This window comes from Flavobacterium sp., from assembly GCF_030146175.1.
Taxonomy (GTDB): domain Bacteria; phylum Bacteroidota; class Bacteroidia; order Flavobacteriales; family Flavobacteriaceae; genus Flavobacterium.
This window is the reverse complement of sequence record NZ_JASLCE010000072.1, coordinates 20,708-39,250: the sequence shown is the minus strand read 5'-3', so window position 1 is coordinate 39,250 and position 18,543 is coordinate 20,708. Positions and strand designations below refer to the sequence as shown.

Sequence of the window (18,543 nt, the reverse complement as noted above, 5' to 3'; positions counted from 1 at the left end):
AATACCATGCAAAAAATAAGAAGTGTAATCGTAGAAGATGAATTGGCGGCAAGAGAAGTGCTTAAAAACTACCTCTCTAAATACTGTCCTCAGGTTGAGGTAATTGGCGAAGCGCAACATATAAAAGAAGCTGTGCCTTTGTTGCATGAACTGGAACCTCAACTGGTTTTTCTCGATGTGGAAATGCCTTTTGGAAATGCTTTCGATGTATTGGAAGCCTGTAAGGATTTGCAGTTTGAAACCATCTTTGTAACGGCTTTTTCGGAATATTCGCTAAAAGCCTTAAATCAGAGCGCGGCCTATTATTTGCTAAAACCAATCAGTATCGAAGAACTGATTTTGGCGGTCAATAAAGTACAATTGCAGTTGTTAAATCAGGATATTTTTAACCGGAATCGGATCATAGTGGAAAACTTCCGGGAAACCAATCCGGAGCGTCAAAAAGTTATTTTGCCAACACTCGAAGGCTTTGAAGTGGCCAAAATGGAAGAAATCGTTCGTCTTCGCGGAAATGGTAATTTTACGGATATCTATTTACAGGATGGCAGTAAAAAAATGGTATGTCGTTTTTTAAAGCATTTTTCGGAAATCCTTCCGTTTCCATTTTTACGGGTTCATAAATCCCATATTATCAATGTGAATTTTGTGAAATCCTATCATAAAGGAGCCGGTGGTTATGTAACGCTTTTCGATGGCTCGGAAGTGGAAATTTCACCAACCTATAAAGAAGAATTTTTAAAGAATTTTAAATAAATCGGATAGAAAATAAAAGCGCCTTAGTAAATTTACTAAGGCGCCTTTATTTTTTTGAGACTGACCAGATTGCTATCCTACCTATAGGCTGACCAGATTTTTATCCTGTCTCATTATATAATGCAAATATACGGTAAATTTATTAGATTGTGTTTTTTTAAAGATAGTATTAATTGATTGATATATGGTTTTTTATGATTGATTGTTGCTGTTTTTTGATATTTTGTTTTGATCAAAGAATATGTTCGGAATAGCGTAATTAATACACCATTTCTTTTATAAAAATAGAATCGACGGCAATGCTATCCGGCACGGCTTTTAGTTTTAGTAAGGATCGCGAACGACCGGTAATTGTAAACGGTAATTTGTAGCCAATCGTATCCTCCGGAGTTAAAACACCTCTGCGTAACATTAGCTTTGTCAGGAAGTTTTGTTGCTCGTTGGCATAGCCTTTTAAGCTTCCGGTGCTATCGAATTGCCACATGAATTTTTTGGGTTTCGGTACAATAGTCGCTAAGAAAAGACATTCTTTTAACGTCAGATCGGCGGGTTTTTTCTGGAAATAAAACTGTGCGGCTTCTCCGATTCCGTATACATTTGGTCCCCATTCGATTACGTTAAAGTAAACTTCAAGCATTCGTTGCTTACTGGCGATACGGTTGTTTTCGAGTATATACACCAATAGGATTTCTTCCAGTTTGCGGGACAATGTTTTTTCCCGGGTCAGAAATACATTTTTTACCAATTGCATACTGATGGTACTGGCGCCACGGGCAAATTTTTTGGTTCGGATATTTTTAACGATCGATTGTTTAAACGCTTCGTTGATAAAACCACGGTGTGACATAAACGACGGATCTTCCGAAGTTAAAACGCTTTTTTGCAAATAGGGTGCTATCTGATCCAACGGTGTAAAATTCGGATTGGATGGACCCACGACAATCGGGCGCTGTGGTACTCCGTTTTCGATTGCACGATAGGTAAACGCAGTGTTTAATTTGTCCAGATCGGCTTCTCCGTATTTAAGAATTTTAAGGCCTTCTTTTTGGAGCTTACTGTCAAAAACAAGGGCATTCGGGTTGTTTTTGTTAAATTGAAAGTCGAGTTTGTAGTTAAAACTACCTTCGGCTTCCATACCTTCGAAATGGGTGAACAAACCTTTCGGAAGGGACGTTATAAAGTCCTGTGCTTTCATTTTCGGAAGCGCAACACGTAAGGTATACAAAGTGTCTTTTTCCGTATTGTATTCGGCAAAGGGCTGTATTTTTATAGCGTTGAGCTGTGCTCGGGAACTACTGTCTATGGCCACAAAATGTTCGCCAAAAAGAAAGCGGTAATCAAAACGGGCTTTTTCGATGATCACATCTTTTTTAGCAATCCTCGGGTGATTAATCGTGAAGTTACTGATAGAGGTATAGCCGTCGACATGCAATTCGTTACCTTCCATTTTTATTTTGGCTACGTTCACATGAATACTGTCAAAACTGGACAAAAGATGAAAACGTTCGTCGATATACGGAACTTTGATTTTGGAAGTATCGCTATTAAAAAAACGAAGATCGGCTGTTTTATTCCTCGGATCGGCCATTCCTCGGATTTTCCAGTTTTGGGTAAAGGTATTGGTGCGGACGTTTATCGTGGTTTGTAGCTGTTTTCCTTTCAGATCGAGTTCGTTTAGATGCATCGTAACCTTTCGTCCCATATCGTCCATCCGGAGCGACAGGTTTTGAAGTGTCATATTGGTTGGCACCAGATTTAAAGCTTTAGTGAGTAGGCGATAGGCCAGTTTGGCGTAATTCTTTTTCTCGTTTTCGGGATTGTCTTCTTTTTCCCGTTTTAGGAAAGCGTCGAAATTACGTCCTTTTTCGTTTTTTACGAATTGGATAAAGCCGTTTTGCATTTCCAGTTCCTGTAATTGAATATCACCGGTAAATAACTGAAAAAGGTTAACCGTCGTTTTAATTTTGGCAACGGCCAACAAGGTATCGGCTTGTTTGGGAACCAAAACAATATTGTGTAAGGTGACACCATTCAGTCCGTCAAATTGCGCTTTTTTAATCGAAAGGGTACAATTGTAATCGACGTCGAAACGGTTTTCGGCTTTAGTAATCACTTTTTGAAGTAGGGAATCCCGGAAAATAAAAAGCCCGATAAACGCAAGCGCAAAAAGGACTAGCAGCGCTATTGAAAAGCGGATGATTTTTTGCTTTCTGGTTCTCATACTTCTTCTGGTTTGTACAAAAATAGGGTATTATCCCTAAAAATAAAGTAGAAGAAAATGTTAATATGTAAGGTTTTTGCCGGTACAAAATGCATTTTACGGTTGCAATGTTTCGATTCGTATTTTTTTAGTGGAAAAAACAAAAGTGCGAATCGTTTTTGATTAGGATTGGAAGCGCCCGAAAAAATCATTTCTGTATTGAAACGGGAATTTGTAAAATTCAGAAGGGTAGCGCGTAGTCGTAGCTTTGACTTCGAATTCGCCTTCCAGTTTTTCGATGCCTTCCTTAAATGGATTTTTACTGAGCTTGGCGGTAAGTTGATCTACAGTGAAAGACTCTTTTGAGCCGTCCTGAGCATCGGTCCAATGACTATAGTTAGCGGTAACAATGGTTAGTGTCGAATCAATGGTAAATGTGATACTTTGTCCGGTATAGCCGTCGTTGGATACGTTTTTAATTTGAATACAATTGGGATTTATTTTTTTAAGGATCAGTATGTTTCCAAAATCACGGAAGTCGTTATCGACGCTTTCCTGTATGGTGAATAGCGGACTGGTTTTAGCCACTTCAAAATGGGAAGTGTCCGTAACCCGGATTTTTCCATAGGTTGTTTGGTGCTTTTCGTTCTGACAGCCGATAAGCACAAACAGACAGCTGATAAGCCCGTAATAATAGTTTTTACCCGAACAACTCGCTAACCACATCTTCAATTTTAGACACCATTTTAACGTTGATTGCGGTATTTTTAACCGCTACTTTATTATACTTGGATATGAATATGGTTCCGAAACCTAGTTTTTCGGCTTCTTGTATCCGTTGTTCCACACGGTTTACCGGGCGGATTTCTCCGGAAAGACCTACTTCTCCCGCGAAACAATAATCTTTGCCTACCGGAATGTCTTCGTTTGACGAAAGTATAGCCGCTACAACGGCCAGATCAATTGCCGGATCGTCTACCGAAATACCACCGGTTACATTCAGGAAAACGTCTTTGGCACCCAATCGGAATCCGGCGCGTTTTTCCAATACGGCTAAAATCATATTTAATCGCTTGGCGTTATAACCGGTCGTGCTGCGTTGTGGCGTTCCATATACGGCTGTGCTGACTAATGCCTGAATTTCAATCATCAACGGACGCATTCCTTCGAGTGTGGTGGCAATGGCAGTTCCGGATAATTCTTCTTCCTTATGCGAAATCAGGATTTCCGACGGATTGGCAACTTCACGTAGTCCGCTGCCTTGCATTTCGTAAATGCCCAATTCGGCTGTAGAACCAAAACGGTTTTTTAGCGAACGCAGAATACGATATACGTGATTCCGATCGCCTTCAAATTGTAAAACGGTATCGACCATGTGTTCCAATATCTTCGGACCGGCAATGTTTCCGTCTTTGGTGATATGTCCGATAAGGATTACCGGGACATTGGTTTCTTTTGCATATTTGATCAATTCGGCGGTGCATTCCCGGATCTGAGAAATGCTTCCGGCCGATGATTCGATATAGTCGGTATGAAGCGTTTGGATGGAATCGATGATCACAATTTCGGGTTCGATGGTTTCGATTTGCCTGAAAATGTTTTGCGTTTTAGTCTCCGTCAGGATATAACAATTATCGCTGTTGGTTGTGATTCGTTCGGCACGCATTTTAATCTGCTTCTGACTTTCTTCTCCGGAAACGTATAAGGTTTTATAGGGAAGTTTTAGGGAAATTTGCAGCAATAGCGTACTCTTTCCGATACCGGGTTCACCACCTAAAAGGGTAAGCGAACCGGGAACCAGTCCGCCGCCCAATACACGGTTGAGTTCGCCGTCGGTAGTGTCCATTCGGATTTCCTCGGCAGAATCGATTTCATTTATTTTTAATGGCTTAGCCGCTTTTTTAACTTCAGTAGAACTGGCTTTCCAGGCAACCTTTTCTTCTTTCTGGATGACTTCTTCGACTATGGTATTCCATTCTTTACAGGCATTACATTGGCCTTGCCATTTAGAATATTGTGTGCCACAGCTTTGACAGAAGAAGGTTGTTTTTAATTTGATCGCCATTTCGGATGTATTCTCTTTTTGTAATTGTTATCTGGATTTTACGGCATCGGCTCTTTCCAGCATACCGTCTTTGGTCAGGTCGCCAATAGGTTCCAGGTTAAAGGCACTCATATAGGCTTTGTAGGCTTTTTTGTTATCGTTGGTATTTTCGTAATACAAGCCTTTTTCGTATTCGCTGATCATGCTTTTCGGATAGTTCTTTTTGGCTACGTCCGAAAGCGTTAATAGCTCTTCGTAATTTTTGTTTTTAAGGATAGCGGCTTCAATCGCTTTAAAGTCGTTTAAACGGATGGTAGGTTTGTATCCCAATTTCTTTTCCAGGTTGGTGTATTTGTCAATCAAATACTGCGTATGACCGGTTGGTAATTTGGCAATTTTCTCCTGAAATTCAACTGTTGAAATCGGTTGGTAGCCATCGAAAATATGATAAGCAGCATTCGGAATGGCAAAAGTTACCAGCGAATAGTGCGATAGTCCTTTAAATTCATCAAAACGGTATTTTAGATTGCTGTTTGTAACGGCTTTTGCTTTTTCATCCAGTGTTTTCATCTTGGTCTGGATTTTTTTTAGATCACCATCGGAAGTCGCCTGATAGTAGAAAATCGGTTTTTGAATAGCAGCCAGTCGTTCCGGAATTCTGTTTTCCATTTCCGGAGCAAATTCCGGACTTAATGAAATATACGCATTGAAAATCGGGTTGTCTTTATATAAGAAAAAGTTTAAAAAACCGGCTGTGGTATCCAATCCGGCAATCATACGGAATGGTGCTACACGGTATTTTTTTTCAACATATGGCAATAATTCCGCACCGATAAATTCGAAAAATTTAGCCCCTTTTTCATTCGGTAATCCACCTTCGTCATAAGAAGTATCGTATTCTCTTTCGTTGTTTTTATTCTGATTGATGGCAACGATGATTACTTCCGGAAGATCATCCCAATAAGCACCATAGGAAAAAACACCATAAAAAGGATTGGTTAGGTATTCGCCGTCAAGGACGAGTAGTAAGGGGTATTTTTTGTCTTTATTGCTCTCGTAATTGTCCGGGGTGATAATGGTAATTTCCCGGATTTCCTTCAGTTTTTCGGAATTAAAAGCCTCGACTGTCTTTTGGGAAAAGAGAGCGTGACTCAGTAAAAATGTTACCAGGAGTAGTAGCGTTCGTTTCATGTTTGTTAGTAGTTTCTCGTAGTTTTGGAATAGAGAAGCAAGATAACAAAAATTATTTATTTCGATGTAAAAGCGGCAATAACAAAAAGGAAAGTAGTCCCATCAAAATGATTAGTCCGGTTTGCGATGTCCAAAGGATCCAACCGAAAGTAGTACCGGCTGTTTCGGGTACCGAATACAGGACTAAAATCTCGGAAATCAATAATGGAAAAGCACCAAAACCGCCATTGGTAAAACTAATAGCAAGGCTTCCGACCACAAATGCAGTAACGACTACGCCAAAACTGATGGTGCTGGTTTCTTTAATGGCAAAAATGGCAAAGTAAAAAGTGAGTACATAACCGATCCAGATCACGGCTGTGTAAAATAGAAAGGCCCATTTGTGCGGCATTCGGAATACACTTAGAACCCCTTCGATTAATCCGGATATTTTTTGTTTGATAATCACAACCGGTCGCCATTTGGAATATAAAAACACCAATGTTACAGCGATAAGTATTCCAACACCGCTCACGCCAAGCAGGATTAATTTATGAACCGGGATTTTCTGTTCCAAAAAGGTTTTCAGATTGTCAAATTGTAATAAAAGTGCCGTGAACATTAAGGCTAACAGTATAACCAGGTCGATCACCCGTTCGGCAATAATGGACCCGAAGGCTTTGTCGAAAGGAACATCTTTGTATTTTTTAACAATCAGTGCGCGCGAAACTTCTCCGGATCTCGGAATGGTAAGGTTCATCAGATAACCGATGCAAACCGCGGCCAGATTGGTTTTAAAGGGAGAGAAATAACCCATGTGCTCCAAACTGAAACGCCAGCGATACCCTCTTGCAACAAGGCTCACCAGTGAGAAAAATGTCGAAATCAGAATGTAGTTGTAATTCGCATTCCGGAAATAGCTTTTCATTTCGTCCAGCTGTTCGGGTGTGAATTTATGGTAGGCGTAATACACTAAAAAAACTCCCAACAAGAGTGGGAGTATGATGCCTATGGTTTTTTTAAATTTCTCTTTCAAAAGAATGATCTAGGTTAATGTATTGTCATTTTCGTTCGGGAAAATGATAGCCGGTTTGAAGTCTTTTGCTTCTTCCGTACCAATAATTCCGTATGAAATGATAATAATGATATCGCCTTTGTGAACTTTTCGTGCAGCGGGTCCGTTTAGGGTAATTTCCCCACTGTTACGTGGTCCGGGAATGGCGTAGGTTTCGAGACGTTCCCCGTTGTTGATGTTTACAATAGAGACTTTTTCTCCTTCAAAAATATTGGAAGCTTCCATCAAAGCGACGTCAATCGTAATGCTTCCGATGTAGTTTAGATCGGCTCCAGTCACCTTTACACGGTGAATTTTGGATTTAACAACTTGAATTTGCATGGTGCAAAGGTAATTAATTTAGTGCAATATTGTCAATCAATCTGATATTGTTTATGTAAACCGCAATAAAGCCGCGGTATTTTTTAGTGCTGCTTTTGCGAGTGGCAGATAATAAGGTGGCCTCATCTGCAATTTCAAAATATTCCAGTTCAAAGGCGGGATATTTGGCAAAGGTACGGGTGACATAATCAATAACGTCCTTGGTCGATTGGGTGCTGAATTTTTGTTTGGCTTCCAACAGGGTTTTGTAAATCAGGGAAGCTTCTTCCCGGGCTTCGCTGCTTAGACGCTCATTTCGGGAACTCATGGCCAGTCCGTTTGCCTCCCGGTGTATCGGGCATCCGATTACGTTTACCGGGATATGGTATTTTTGAACCAGTTTCTTTACAATCTGAAGTTGTTGGAAATCTTTTTCGCCAAAATAAGCATTCGTTGGCTGTACAATTTCAAACAGTTTTTTTACAATCGTTCCAACGCCGTCAAAATGACCCGGACGATGTGCGCCTTCCATCTGAAATTCCAAACCGTCGTATTCAAATGCGGCAGCTGTCGTATTGCCTTCGTAAATATCGTCTACTGTTGGAGCAAAAATCAGGATGTCTTCCGATACCGTACGAACCTTTTCGATGTCACGGTCTATATGCCTCGGGTATTTTTCAAGGTCTTCCGAATTGTTAAATTGTGTCGGGTTTACAAATATGCTGATAACCGTAATCTGATTTTCGGAACAGGATTTTTGCAACAGGGAAAGATGGCCCTGATGTAATGCGCCCATGGTAGGAACAAGCCCAATCGTTTTTTTGGATGTGCCGATTTGCGCTAAATGTTGCGCTAAATCTGCTTTTTTGGCAAAAACAAACATTTGCTTTGGATTTAAATTGGGTGCAAAATTACTATTTTGTCAAACAACTGCATAAAATTTTGTAATTTTGCATGTTTTTTATATCCAATAAATAAAATTTAATGCAATGAATGATAAGAGGATATTGTATGTATCATCTGAAGTGGTGCCTTATTTAGCTGAAAATGAGGTTTCTTTAATGTCGTACGACGTGCCAAAAATGATCAATGATCAAGGAGGACAAATCAGAATTTTTATGCCTCGATATGGGAATATCAATGAGCGCAGGCACCAATTGCATGAGGTTATCCGCTTGTCTGGGATGAATTTAGTGGTAAACGATATGGATATGCCGTTAATTATTAAGGTGGCTTCTATACCGAAAGAGCGTATTCAGGTTTATTTTATCGATAATGATGAATACTTTAAACGCAAAGCTACTTTCTCGGATGAGGATGGTGTGTTGTATCCGGATAATGACGAGCGTTCTATCTTTTTTGCAAAAGGAGTGGTGGAAACCGTTAAAAAATTAAACTGGGTACCCGATATTATTCACGTGCATGGCTGGTTGGCGGGTATGCTTCCGATTTATATGAAACATTATTATAAAGATGAAGCCCTTTTTGCCGATACTAAAATTGTAACGTCTGTTTATGCGCAGTCATTTGATGGAACACTGGATCCGGAAATGATGAAAAAAGTGGCGTTTGATGAAGTTCCGAACGCGTCGATCACCGACCTGGAAATTCCGAACTACGAAAATATTATGAAAGCCAGTATTCTGCATTCGGATGCAGTAATTATAGCTTCTGAGGAGCTCTCTCCAAGTTTAACAAAATTTATAGAAACATCGGGTAAACCTTTTTTACCTTTCGTGCCCAAAGATGCTTTTGCGGAAGCATATACTAATTTCTATAAAAATCAAGTTATATAATCATTCTTTGATCTGATAAAAAATATGAATAGGATTTCATTATTACAAAAATTGCTTTTGTCTTTAACGGCGATTTTGTTGTTCTCCTGCGATAAGGATTTTAATACTGTCGGTTCCGATCTGGTAGGTGAGGAAAATTATAATATGGAGAAATACATAGGGCAAACGCTGGAGGCTTATAATAAAGCAACGGGTGGGGTGCAGACAAACAACTTGCCGGTGAATCTTTTGGGGGTAATGAACAATACCACTTTCGGCGAAACCAAAGCGCATTTCGTGTCGGAAGTGCAATTGGCTTCCGTGGCGCCAACTATCGGAGATAATCCTGTAATTGATTCGGTTTGGGTGTATGTGCCGTATTTTGCGACACAAACCGGAACGGATGATAATGGCGTGCGTTTGTACGAGTTGGATTCGGTTTACGGAAAAGATAATAAGTTTAAATTAAGAGTCTACGAATCAAAATACCAATTGCGAACGTTTGATCCTGCTAACGGTGGAGATGCTCAAAAATATTTTTCGGATGAGAAAAATCTGGTGGAAAATAACAGAGGTACCTTGCAGTTGAATGATGGGCCTCCAAATCAAAATGAAGCGTTTTACTTGAATGATCTGGAGACAATTCTATATAAATTGGATGCTGCCGGGAATTATCTGAATTCGGCCGGACAGATTATTGATAATAACGATATTGGTAATCGAGTGATTCTGGAACGGTATACGCCGGGGATGTGGCTGGATTTAAATAAAGCATTTTTTCAAAATAAAATCTTAAATGCGTCTTCTGATAAGTTGTTTAATAATAACGCGTTTAAAGAATATTTCAGAGGATTGTATTTTCAAGTGGAAGGTATTTCGAATCAAACCTGTATGGCAATGCTTGATTTCTCGAAAGCGAAAATCAATATTCGTTATAAAGCCGATGCTTCTACGGGATCGACTACGCGAGTGCGAAAATCGATTGTGTTGAATCTTACCGGTACAACGGTTAACTTTTTAGAAAACAGCTTCTCGCTGCCGACAGAATCCGGTGATGATCGTCTGTATTTAAAAGGAGGTCAGGGGGCTTTTTCGTATATCGATTTATTTAATAAAACCGAGTTGGAAGATCTTCGTGCGCAAGTGGCGAGTAATAAATGGTTGATCAACGAGGCAAATCTTACTTTTTATGTCGACAAACCGGCGATGCAGAACGTAACCTACGAGCCGCAACGTATTTATTTGTACGATATTAAGAATAATAAAGTACTGATCGATTATAATTACGATGCGACAACCAATTCCTATTATCCGAAAATGAGCAAGCTTGTAATCGGTGGATTGGTGGAACGGGAAACGAGTGGCGATAAAAAAGCAATCAAATATAAGCTGCGATTAACGCAGTATGTTAATAATCTGATCAAAAAAGATTCTTCCAATGTACGGGTAGGATTGGTAGTGACAGAGGATATCAATAATGTGAAAAGTGCATACTTTAAAAATCCGTTAATGATGTCCGATCCGATGTCGCCAGCAGGAACTTCATATAATGTGAAATTCCTTCCTGTAGCTTCGGTAATTAATCCGTTAGGAACAGTACTACACGGAACGAATAGTTCGGATGTGGATAAAAGATTAAAATTAGAAATTTATTATACTAAACCCAAAGAATAATTTATGTGTGGTATTGTAGGTTATGTGGGTCACAGAGAAGCTTATCCTGTGATTATAAAAGGTCTTAAAAGACTGGAATATAGAGGGTATGACAGTGCAGGTGTGGTGTTGTGGGATGGTGAAGATTTGAAACTGTCGAAAACCAAAGGTAAGGTTACGGATTTAGAAGCGCGTGTAGCGGCAGAAATAACAACTACTGGTACAATCGGAATGGGACATACCCGTTGGGCAACCCATGGTGTACCGAATGATGTAAACTCGCATCCGCATGTTTCTAATTCAGGTGATCTTGTGATTATTCACAACGGAATCATTGAGAATTATGAGCCGCTTAAAAAAGAATTAATTAAAAGAGGATATGTTTTTAAATCGGATACCGATACGGAAGTGTTGGTAAATCTGATTGAAGACGTGCAAAAACAGGAAAACCTGAAATTAGGGAAAGCGGTTCAAAAAGCGCTTAACCAAGTGGTGGGAGCTTACGCTATTGCTGTTTTTGATAAGAAAAAACCAAATGAGATTGTGGTAGCCCGTTTGGGTAGCCCGTTGGCAATTGGTATTGGGGAAGATGAATATTTTATCGCTTCCGATGCTTCTCCTTTTATTGAATATACGAGTAATGCAATTTATCTGGAAGATGAGGAAATGGCTATTATTCGTCTGGACAAACCAATGAAGGTTCGTAAAATTAAAGACGATTCATTAGTAGATCCGTATATCCAGGAATTGCAAATGAACCTGGAGCAGATCGAAAAAGGCGGTTATGATCACTTTATGTTAAAAGAGATTTATGAGCAGCCTAGCGTAATTAAAGATACGTATAGAGGACGTCTTTTGGCAAATAAAGGAATTATCCAGATGGCAGGTGTTGAGGATAATATTGAAAAATTCCTGAATGCCAACAGAATTCTGATTGTAGCTTGTGGAACCTCATGGCATGCCGGTCTTGTGGCGGAATATGTGTTGGAAGAGTTTGCGCGAATCCCGGTAGAAGTAGAGTACGCTTCGGAATTCCGTTACCGCAATCCGATCATCTATCCGAACGACGTGGTAATTGCGATCTCGCAATCCGGTGAAACAGCCGATACGTTGGCGGCAATCAAACTGGCTAAAGAAAAAGGTGCTTTTGTTTTCGGAGTGTGTAATGTGGTTGGGTCGTCTATTTCCCGTGAAACGCATGCCGGAGCTTATACGCATGCCGGACCGGAAATCGGAGTAGCTTCTACAAAAGCATTTACAACGCAGATTACTATTCTGACACTAATTGCATTGCGTTTGGCAAAAGCAAAAGGAACGATGAATAATTCCGATTACCAACGCTATTTGTTGGAGTTGGAGTTGATTCCTGAAAAAGTGGAAGAGGCCTTAACGACTAATGATATGGCAAAAACGATTGCCGAAATCTATAAAGATGCACCAAACTGTTTGTACCTGGGAAGAGGATATAATTTCCCGGTAGCTTTGGAAGGTGCGTTAAAGTTAAAAGAGATATCGTATATCCATGCAGAAGGATATCCGGCTGCCGAAATGAAACATGGGCCTATCGCGCTTATCGATGAGCAGATGCCGGTGGTGGTTATTGCGCCAAAACAAAATCATTATGATAAAGTGGTGAGTAATATCCAGGAAATCAAAGCGCGTAGCGGAAAAATTATAGCAGTGGTAACGAAAGGAGATACGCAGGTTAAGGAATTGGCCGATCACGTTATCGAAGTTCCGGATACTGCTGAGGCGTTAACGCCGTTATTGGCCACAATCCCATTACAGTTACTGTCGTATCATATCGCAGTATTGCGTAATTGTAATGTCGATCAGCCAAGGAACCTGGCAAAATCAGTTACGGTAGAGTAAATTATAAAAGCGGATTTTTCGGAATTCGCTTTTTTATTATAAAAATTCAAAAATTAAATTGCGTAATTAGCATATAAAAAACTATCTTTGCGCTCTGAAAAAAGAGGTTTTTTCAAGAAACGTAAATAGCTGTTTAATAAATACATAAGCAATGTCTAAAGGAATAGGAAAAGTTGCACAGATTATCGGACCTGTGGTTGACGTAGTATTCAACACACAAAATGCCGAACTTCCAAAGATTTATGATTCATTAGAAATCACTAAAAATGATGGTTCAAAATTAGTACTTGAAGTGCAGTCTCACATCGGTGAAGATACAGTTCGTACTATCTCCATGGATTCTACCGATGGATTAAGCAGAGGTCAAGAAGTTGTTGCTTCTGGAGCTCCGATTCAAATGCCAATTGGAAAAGATATTTATGGTCGTTTATTTAATGTAATCGGAGACGCTATTGACGGTCTTGGAGATTTACCAAAAGAAGGTGAAAACGGATTACCGATCCACCGTCTGGCTCCAAAATTTGAAGATTTATCAACGTCGTCAGAAGTTTTATTTACCGGAATCAAAGTAATCGATTTGATCGAGCCTTATGCAAAAGGAGGAAAAATTGGTTTGTTTGGTGGTGCTGGTGTTGGTAAAACCGTATTGATCCAGGAGTTGATTAACAATATTGCAAAAGGTCACGGTGGTCTTTCTGTATTCGCAGGAGTAGGTGAAAGAACACGTGAAGGAAATGACTTACTTCGTGAGATGTTAGAGTCAGGAATTATTAAATATGGTGACGATTTCATGCACTCTATGGAAAATGGAGGATGGGATTTATCCAAAGTTGACAAACCGGGTATGAGAGAGTCTAAAGCGACTTTCGTATTCGGACAGATGAACGAGCCACCAGGAGCACGTGCACGTGTAGCTTTATCAGGTCTTTCTATCGCTGAGTATTTCCGTGATGGAGCTGGTGAAGGTCAAGGGAAAGACGTATTATTCTTCGTAGATAATATCTTCCGTTTTACACAAGCTGGTTCTGAGGTGTCTGCACTTTTAGGTCGTATGCCATCTGCGGTAGGTTACCAACCAACATTGGCTACTGAAATGGGTGCGATGCAGGAGCGTATTACATCTACTAAAAACGGTTCCATTACATCAGTACAGGCGGTTTACGTACCTGCGGATGACTTAACGGATCCGGCACCGGCTACAACCTTTGCCCACTTAGATGCAACTACTGTATTGTCTCGTAAGATTGCTGAGTTAGGTATCTATCCTGCAGTAGATCCATTGGATTCTACTTCTCGTATCCTTACACCACAAATCTTAGGTGATGATCACTATAACTGTGCTCAAAGAGTAAAAGAGATCTTACAAAAATACAAACAATTACAGGATATCATCGCGATCTTAGGTATGGAAGAATTGTCTGAAGAAGATAAATTAGCTGTATCAAGAGCACGTCGTGTACAACGTTTCTTATCACAACCATTCCACGTGGCAGAACAGTTTACAGGTATCCCTGGAGTATTGGTAGATATTAAAGATACAATCAAAGGTTTCAACATGATTATTGATGGTGAATTAGATCACCTGCCGGAAGCTGCATTCAACTTGAAAGGTACTATCGAAGATGCTATCGAAGCCGGACAAAAAATGTTGGCAGAAGCATAATTCGTTCAATTGAAAAGCTCAATTGCGTAATATCAATTAATAGAAAATATGATTGTAGAAATAGTTTCACCGGAAGCCACTTTATTCAAAGGAGAAGTTACTTCGGTAGCCGTTCCGGGTGTAAATGGTGAGTTTCAGATGTTGAATAACCACGCGCCAATCGTTTCTTTATTAGGTCAAGGAAATGTGAAAATCGTTGGCCCTGGAGTGAAGATCGCAAAAGAATTTGCATCCAAATTCAACAAAGTTAACGAGCAAACCTACTGGTTGCCGATTAATTCCGGAACAGTAGAAATGAATGACAATAAAATTATTGTTTTAGCTGACTAATACAATGATAGCCCATAAAGAAAAGCCCTCGCATTAGCGGGGGCTTTTCTGTTTTGTATAGGTTGTATATACACCTGACAGGTTTTTGAAACCTGTCAGGTGTTATAGCGTCAGATTTTTTGATGATCACCATTTTTAACGGTAACCAGATAAATACCCGATTGTGTGTTTTCTGTTTTCCAACGGAATCGGTTCGTTAAAAAAAGCCCACGTATTAGCGTGGGCTTTTCTGTTTTATAAGGTTTATACACCTGACAGGTTTCAAAACCTGTCAGGTGTTATTGTGTTATCGGATTACAATTTTCTGTGTTTCCTGGCGATCGCCGTTTTTAACGGTTACCAGATAAATACCCGATTGCGTATTTTCTAACTGAATTGACTCGTTGAAAATAGTCGTCGTTTGGAAATTGCGATTGTAAATACGACGTCCGCTAATGTCGAAAACCGTGATCTCGGTTGTATTCGCAGCGTCCGGAGTAAACTGAACATGGAACGAACCGTTGTTCGGGTTCGGGTAGATCATAAAATTATTCAGCTTGGTTTCGGTTAGTCCTAAAGCAGCACTAACAGTACAAATATTCAAACTCCAACTGTTTAAAACACCACCATCCTGATTGTAGGCATCTGAAATTCGTAACGTCCAGTTTCCAGTCGAATTCTGACCGTTAAACGCCGATAATGGCTGAGTCGGTAGAACCGTTCCGGAAATACCCGGATTCGTACCGCAAATTACAGGAGTACCATTGTCGGAGAACGTAGCAACAATATTCTGGATGTCATCGCTGGTACAAGGTTGCGCGAATAATTGTACCTGTGTTCCGGATGGACTGATTAAAAAAGCAGTAATATCGTTAATCCATGTATGGGTGACATTCATAGTGATGGCTACGCTTGAAATAACGCCTCCTGATGGAATATTTAACGTCGAGTTGATCGTCGGTGTTCCGGATGCGGAGATCGTGATAGGTACGTTAGCAGAAGCGCTGGAAGCACAACTGATCTGTCCGGTTGTAAATTTAAAAGAATTACTGTAGGTTCCGATACAAGCTGCATTCTTAGGTTGAACGCGCCAGAAGTAGTTGGTCGCCTGTGATAATCCGGAAACCGTATAACTGTTTGTTGCAGATGAACCGGAACTGATAATGTTGGTAAAAGCGTTATCGGTGGCTACCTGAACATCATATGCGTTGGCATTGCTGTTTGCTGCCCAGCTTAGGGTTACGCTTGTGTTCTGACCTACGGCAAGATCCGCCGGTGTGCTTAACGACATGGTTCCGAAGTTGGAGTTTAGTAAATCCAGATAATAATTCGCGTTTTTGGTTGTCGAACCGGAGGTTGCTGTAACATTTAACGTGTATAAACCAGGTGTAGCGGCATTGGTATTGCTTACCGTCATGGTAACCGTACCGTTTGCGCTGATACTTGTTGGTGAAAAAGTAACAGTGGTTCCGGCCGGATTTCCGGTAGCACTAAAAGTCGTGGCTCCGGAAAAACCGTTGTGTGCTTTATAATCAATGGTATACGAAATGCTCGATCCGGTACAGATTGATTTATTCTGCTCGCCGGCTACACCGTTAAAGGCCGAAGCAAATGTTGCCGCTGGTGCAGAAATGGTAAAATTGGCATTGGAAACATCGTAAAAGATATTGTCATAACCGCGTACCATAATTCGGTTTTGCGCTCCCGGTGTATTCGGAATGGTTACCACTTCCGAACCGTCATTCGGAACTTTGCTCGCTAATAAAGTGTCAAATGAAGTACCGCCGTTAGTCGATAGATAAATGTCAACAAATAGAGCGTTAACACCATTGGCGGTTGTTCCGGCTACATCCCAGGTTACGTTCTGGTTGGTACCGGCTTGCCAGGTAACATTCGTATTTGGAACCGATACCAGGAATGGTCCGGCTGTTCCGCTCACAGTTACTTTCATCAGATCGGAAGCAGTTTGTCCGCCACCGGCTTTATTATCTCTTGTGGTTAACGAGAAGTTTAAAGTTCGGGCTACCGATGGACATACTTCCCAGGTATTGGCTGTATTACCGGCTAAAACCGTGGCCAGCGCCGGCATATAACGGGTGGGTGATGTGGTACCGCGAATGGTACGGAACATCGGGCCGTTTACACGTGTTGCTGTAGGTGCCGCAGCCGAGTTCGGGTTTTGCGGGTCGTTTTGTTCCCAGGTATAAGTTAATGCATCACCATCCGGATCGGTTCCGGTTCCGGTTAAAATAAAAGCAGTCGATTTCGGAATAACATAATCCCTACCGGCATCGGCAGTTGGTGGATTATTGGTGATAGCAGTGATCTGGGCGCAACTGGAGCTTACTCCGGATTTTACATTGGCCAGAATATCGCGAATATTTACATAGGTAAAATAATCGTCACTATTGTTCTGTACATTGGCAGGGCAAATCCCGGCATATCCCATGATAGACGAACCTGAACCGGGTTCTACCTCGGTTAATCCGCTTCCGGAACGACAGTTAGAGCTACTCTGCGTATGGTAACCGCCAAACTGATGTCCCATTTCGTGTGCTACATAATCGATGTCGAAGGCATCACCGGTAGGATTGGATCTTCCGGTCATTCCGGTTCCTTTGTGGAAACCACCATTCGGATTGCTGTTGGTGCTGCATACACATCCGATACAGCCGGCATTTCCGCCTCCTGAGGTGTTAAAGTTATGCCCGATGTCGTAGTTTGCAAAACCAATTGCGGCATCAATGGTAATACCGGTACGAACGTTGTATTCGCCACTCCACGGATCGGCTGTAGTGCTTCCAAAATAAATCAACAGGTCGTTATTCGCAACAAATACCATAGTAATCGAAAGGTCTCTTTCGTAAACACCGTTCACGCGGGTCATGGTAATGGCCATTTGCGCCTGAATGTTGGCTCGTTTCTGAGCATCGGTTCCGGTTCCGGCGAAAAGATTACCGTATTCTGCGGTACAAGACTGTGCTAATCGATAGGTTCTCAGTTTTTTGTCGTCGGTATTCAAAGCGGTTTCAGGACTGCCAACACGGTCTTCGGTTAACGATGGTAGTTTGATGCCGTCGTCGGTTAGACAGGCAAAGTCCGAAAAAGGCTGGTGCAACGAAGCTTTGTTGTAAACGATATAGTTTTGACGGTCTTCGGTATACGGATCAATAAAAACCGTGCTTTCTTCACTCGATAACGTCATGCTGTGTAAACCGAGTTGGGTAACCGAAAAACGGGCTACAGCTGTCGGGTCTTCTACGCCTTGGGCGGCATACGATTTGATCATTGGATATTTGGCTGCTAAAGCCGGTTCCATTATCGGGGTTTCCATTACCCGGAAGTGCTCCAGTTGCCCTTGTGCATTGGGAAGTTCGATAATTAGATTGGATTTGCCTTCAAACTGACCGCGTATCGGAGCATTGGACAAGCTGTTTTTTAAAGTGTTCAGATCAAGGGTGAACAGATTGTAATTCCGGGGGAAGGAACTTCGGTTTACTTTTTTCTGCGTTGTGATGCTGCTTTCGTCAATCGGTTTCCAAAGTCTTTGCGTTTGGGCAAAGCCTGTGGCGAATGAAAAAAGTAACAAAAACGCTAGTTGTAATTGTTTTTTCATTTTTGTTTGGGTTAAGTGTTAAATAGTTGCTAAAAATAATAAAATTTATTATGCTTTTTGTTTTTAATTTTGAATCATTAGGGCTTTTTGTGTTGGGTTTCATACAATTGTGA

14 protein-coding genes are annotated in these 18,543 nt (G+C 40.9%); 6 read left to right on the top strand and 8 right to left on the bottom strand.

Features of this window, described 5'->3' with window-relative positions:
- The first annotated feature begins 6 nt into the window (after positions 1-6).
- Positions 7-753, top strand: coding sequence for a LytTR family DNA-binding domain-containing protein (locus Q1R07_RS08530; protein WP_300488597.1), 747 nt, complete (start codon positions 7-9; stop codon positions 751-753).
- A 259-nt stretch (positions 754-1,012) separates the two neighbouring features.
- Here Q1R07_RS08530 and Q1R07_RS08525 read toward each other — a convergent pair whose 3' ends face one another.
- The 7 genes from Q1R07_RS08525 to panC form a co-directional block, all read right to left on the bottom strand.
- Positions 1,013-2,974: a transglycosylase domain-containing protein gene (locus tag Q1R07_RS08525; protein WP_300488594.1), complete on the bottom strand. Its 1,962-nt coding sequence runs from the start codon at positions 2,972-2,974 to the stop codon at positions 1,013-1,015.
- A gap of 162 nt (positions 2,975-3,136) precedes the next feature.
- On the bottom strand, positions 3,137-3,679 hold the full coding sequence (locus Q1R07_RS08520) for a hypothetical protein (protein ID WP_300488591.1): 543 nt from the start codon (positions 3,677-3,679) through the stop codon (positions 3,137-3,139).
- Entirely contained in the window at positions 3,654-5,018 is a 1,365-nt protein-coding gene (gene radA / locus Q1R07_RS08515) for a DNA repair protein RadA (RefSeq protein ID WP_300488588.1), read from the bottom strand. Before radA ends, Q1R07_RS08520 begins: the two co-directional genes overlap by 26 nt.
- Before the next feature lie 27 nt (positions 5,019-5,045).
- Positions 5,046-6,188 (bottom strand): alpha/beta hydrolase-fold protein, encoded by a 1,143-nt coding sequence (locus Q1R07_RS08510; protein WP_300488586.1) that lies wholly within the window; start codon positions 6,186-6,188, stop codon positions 5,046-5,048.
- Positions 6,189-6,240: 52 nt separating this feature from the next.
- A complete protein-coding gene (locus Q1R07_RS08505; protein WP_300488583.1) occupies positions 6,241-7,203 on the bottom strand; it encodes a lysylphosphatidylglycerol synthase transmembrane domain-containing protein in 963 nt (320 codons plus the stop codon).
- Between the two features lie 9 nt (positions 7,204-7,212).
- Positions 7,213-7,563: an aspartate 1-decarboxylase gene (panD, locus tag Q1R07_RS08500; RefSeq protein WP_300488580.1), complete on the bottom strand. Its 351-nt coding sequence runs from the start codon at positions 7,561-7,563 to the stop codon at positions 7,213-7,215.
- Between the two features lie 13 nt (positions 7,564-7,576).
- Positions 7,577-8,425: a pantoate--beta-alanine ligase gene (panC, locus tag Q1R07_RS08495; protein WP_300488577.1), complete on the bottom strand. Its 849-nt coding sequence runs from the start codon at positions 8,423-8,425 to the stop codon at positions 7,577-7,579.
- A 106-nt stretch (positions 8,426-8,531) separates the two neighbouring features.
- Between panC and Q1R07_RS08490 the strand changes: the two genes are divergently transcribed.
- The 5 genes from Q1R07_RS08490 to Q1R07_RS08470 all read left to right on the top strand — a co-directional run bounded on the left by Q1R07_RS08490 (position 8,532) and on the right by Q1R07_RS08470 (position 14,835).
- Entirely contained in the window at positions 8,532-9,338 is an 807-nt protein-coding gene (locus tag Q1R07_RS08490; protein ID WP_300488574.1) for a glycogen/starch synthase, read from the top strand.
- A 24-nt stretch (positions 9,339-9,362) separates the two neighbouring features.
- Entirely contained in the window at positions 9,363-10,991 is a 1,629-nt protein-coding gene (locus tag Q1R07_RS08485) for a DUF4270 domain-containing protein (RefSeq protein WP_300488571.1), read from the top strand.
- A 3-nt stretch (positions 10,992-10,994) separates the two neighbouring features.
- The gene (glmS, locus tag Q1R07_RS08480; RefSeq protein ID WP_300488569.1) at positions 10,995-12,842 is read left to right on the top strand and encodes a glutamine--fructose-6-phosphate transaminase (isomerizing); all 1,848 of its coding nucleotides are present in this window, start codon (positions 10,995-10,997) and stop codon (positions 12,840-12,842) included.
- A gap of 151 nt (positions 12,843-12,993) precedes the next feature.
- A complete protein-coding gene (atpD, locus tag Q1R07_RS08475; RefSeq protein ID WP_300488566.1) occupies positions 12,994-14,505 on the top strand; it encodes a F0F1 ATP synthase subunit beta in 1,512 nt (503 codons plus the stop codon).
- Positions 14,506-14,553: 48 nt separating this feature from the next.
- The gene (locus Q1R07_RS08470) at positions 14,554-14,835 is read left to right on the top strand and encodes a F0F1 ATP synthase subunit epsilon (RefSeq protein ID WP_136404131.1); all 282 of its coding nucleotides are present in this window, start codon (positions 14,554-14,556) and stop codon (positions 14,833-14,835) included.
- Positions 14,836-15,121: 286 nt separating this feature from the next.
- Here the strand turns inward: Q1R07_RS08470 and Q1R07_RS08465 are convergent, their stop codons facing one another.
- Entirely contained in the window at positions 15,122-18,430 is a 3,309-nt protein-coding gene (locus tag Q1R07_RS08465) for a reprolysin-like metallopeptidase (protein ID WP_300488558.1), read from the bottom strand.
- Positions 18,431-18,543 lie beyond the last annotated feature (113 nt).

Excerpts from the sequence above, each read along its gene's own strand:
- Q1R07_RS08530 (WP_300488597.1), top strand. The coding sequence starts at position 7 with ATGCAAAAAATAAGAAGTGTAATCGTAGAAGATGAATTGGCGGCAAGA.
- Q1R07_RS08525 (WP_300488594.1), bottom strand. The coding sequence starts at position 2,974 with ATGAGAACCAGAAAGCAAAAAATCATCCGCTTTTCAATAGCGCTGCTA.
- Q1R07_RS08520 (WP_300488591.1), bottom strand. The coding sequence starts at position 3,679 with ATGTGGTTAGCGAGTTGTTCGGGTAAAAACTATTATTACGGGCTTATC.
- radA (WP_300488588.1), bottom strand. The coding sequence starts at position 5,018 with ATGGCGATCAAATTAAAAACAACCTTCTTCTGTCAAAGCTGTGGCACA.
- Q1R07_RS08510 (WP_300488586.1), bottom strand. The coding sequence starts at position 6,188 with ATGAAACGAACGCTACTACTCCTGGTAACATTTTTACTGAGTCACGCT.
- panD (WP_300488580.1), bottom strand. The coding sequence starts at position 7,563 with ATGCAAATTCAAGTTGTTAAATCCAAAATTCACCGTGTAAAGGTGACT.
- panC (WP_300488577.1), bottom strand. The coding sequence starts at position 8,425 with ATGTTTGTTTTTGCCAAAAAAGCAGATTTAGCGCAACATTTAGCGCAA.
- Q1R07_RS08490 (WP_300488574.1), top strand. The coding sequence starts at position 8,532 with ATGAATGATAAGAGGATATTGTATGTATCATCTGAAGTGGTGCCTTAT.
- Q1R07_RS08485 (WP_300488571.1), top strand. The coding sequence starts at position 9,363 with ATGAATAGGATTTCATTATTACAAAAATTGCTTTTGTCTTTAACGGCG.
- glmS (WP_300488569.1), top strand. The coding sequence starts at position 10,995 with ATGTGTGGTATTGTAGGTTATGTGGGTCACAGAGAAGCTTATCCTGTG.
- atpD (WP_300488566.1), top strand. The coding sequence starts at position 12,994 with ATGTCTAAAGGAATAGGAAAAGTTGCACAGATTATCGGACCTGTGGTT.
- Q1R07_RS08470 (WP_136404131.1), top strand. The coding sequence starts at position 14,554 with ATGATTGTAGAAATAGTTTCACCGGAAGCCACTTTATTCAAAGGAGAA.
- Q1R07_RS08465 (WP_300488558.1), bottom strand. The coding sequence starts at position 18,430 with ATGAAAAAACAATTACAACTAGCGTTTTTGTTACTTTTTTCATTCGCC.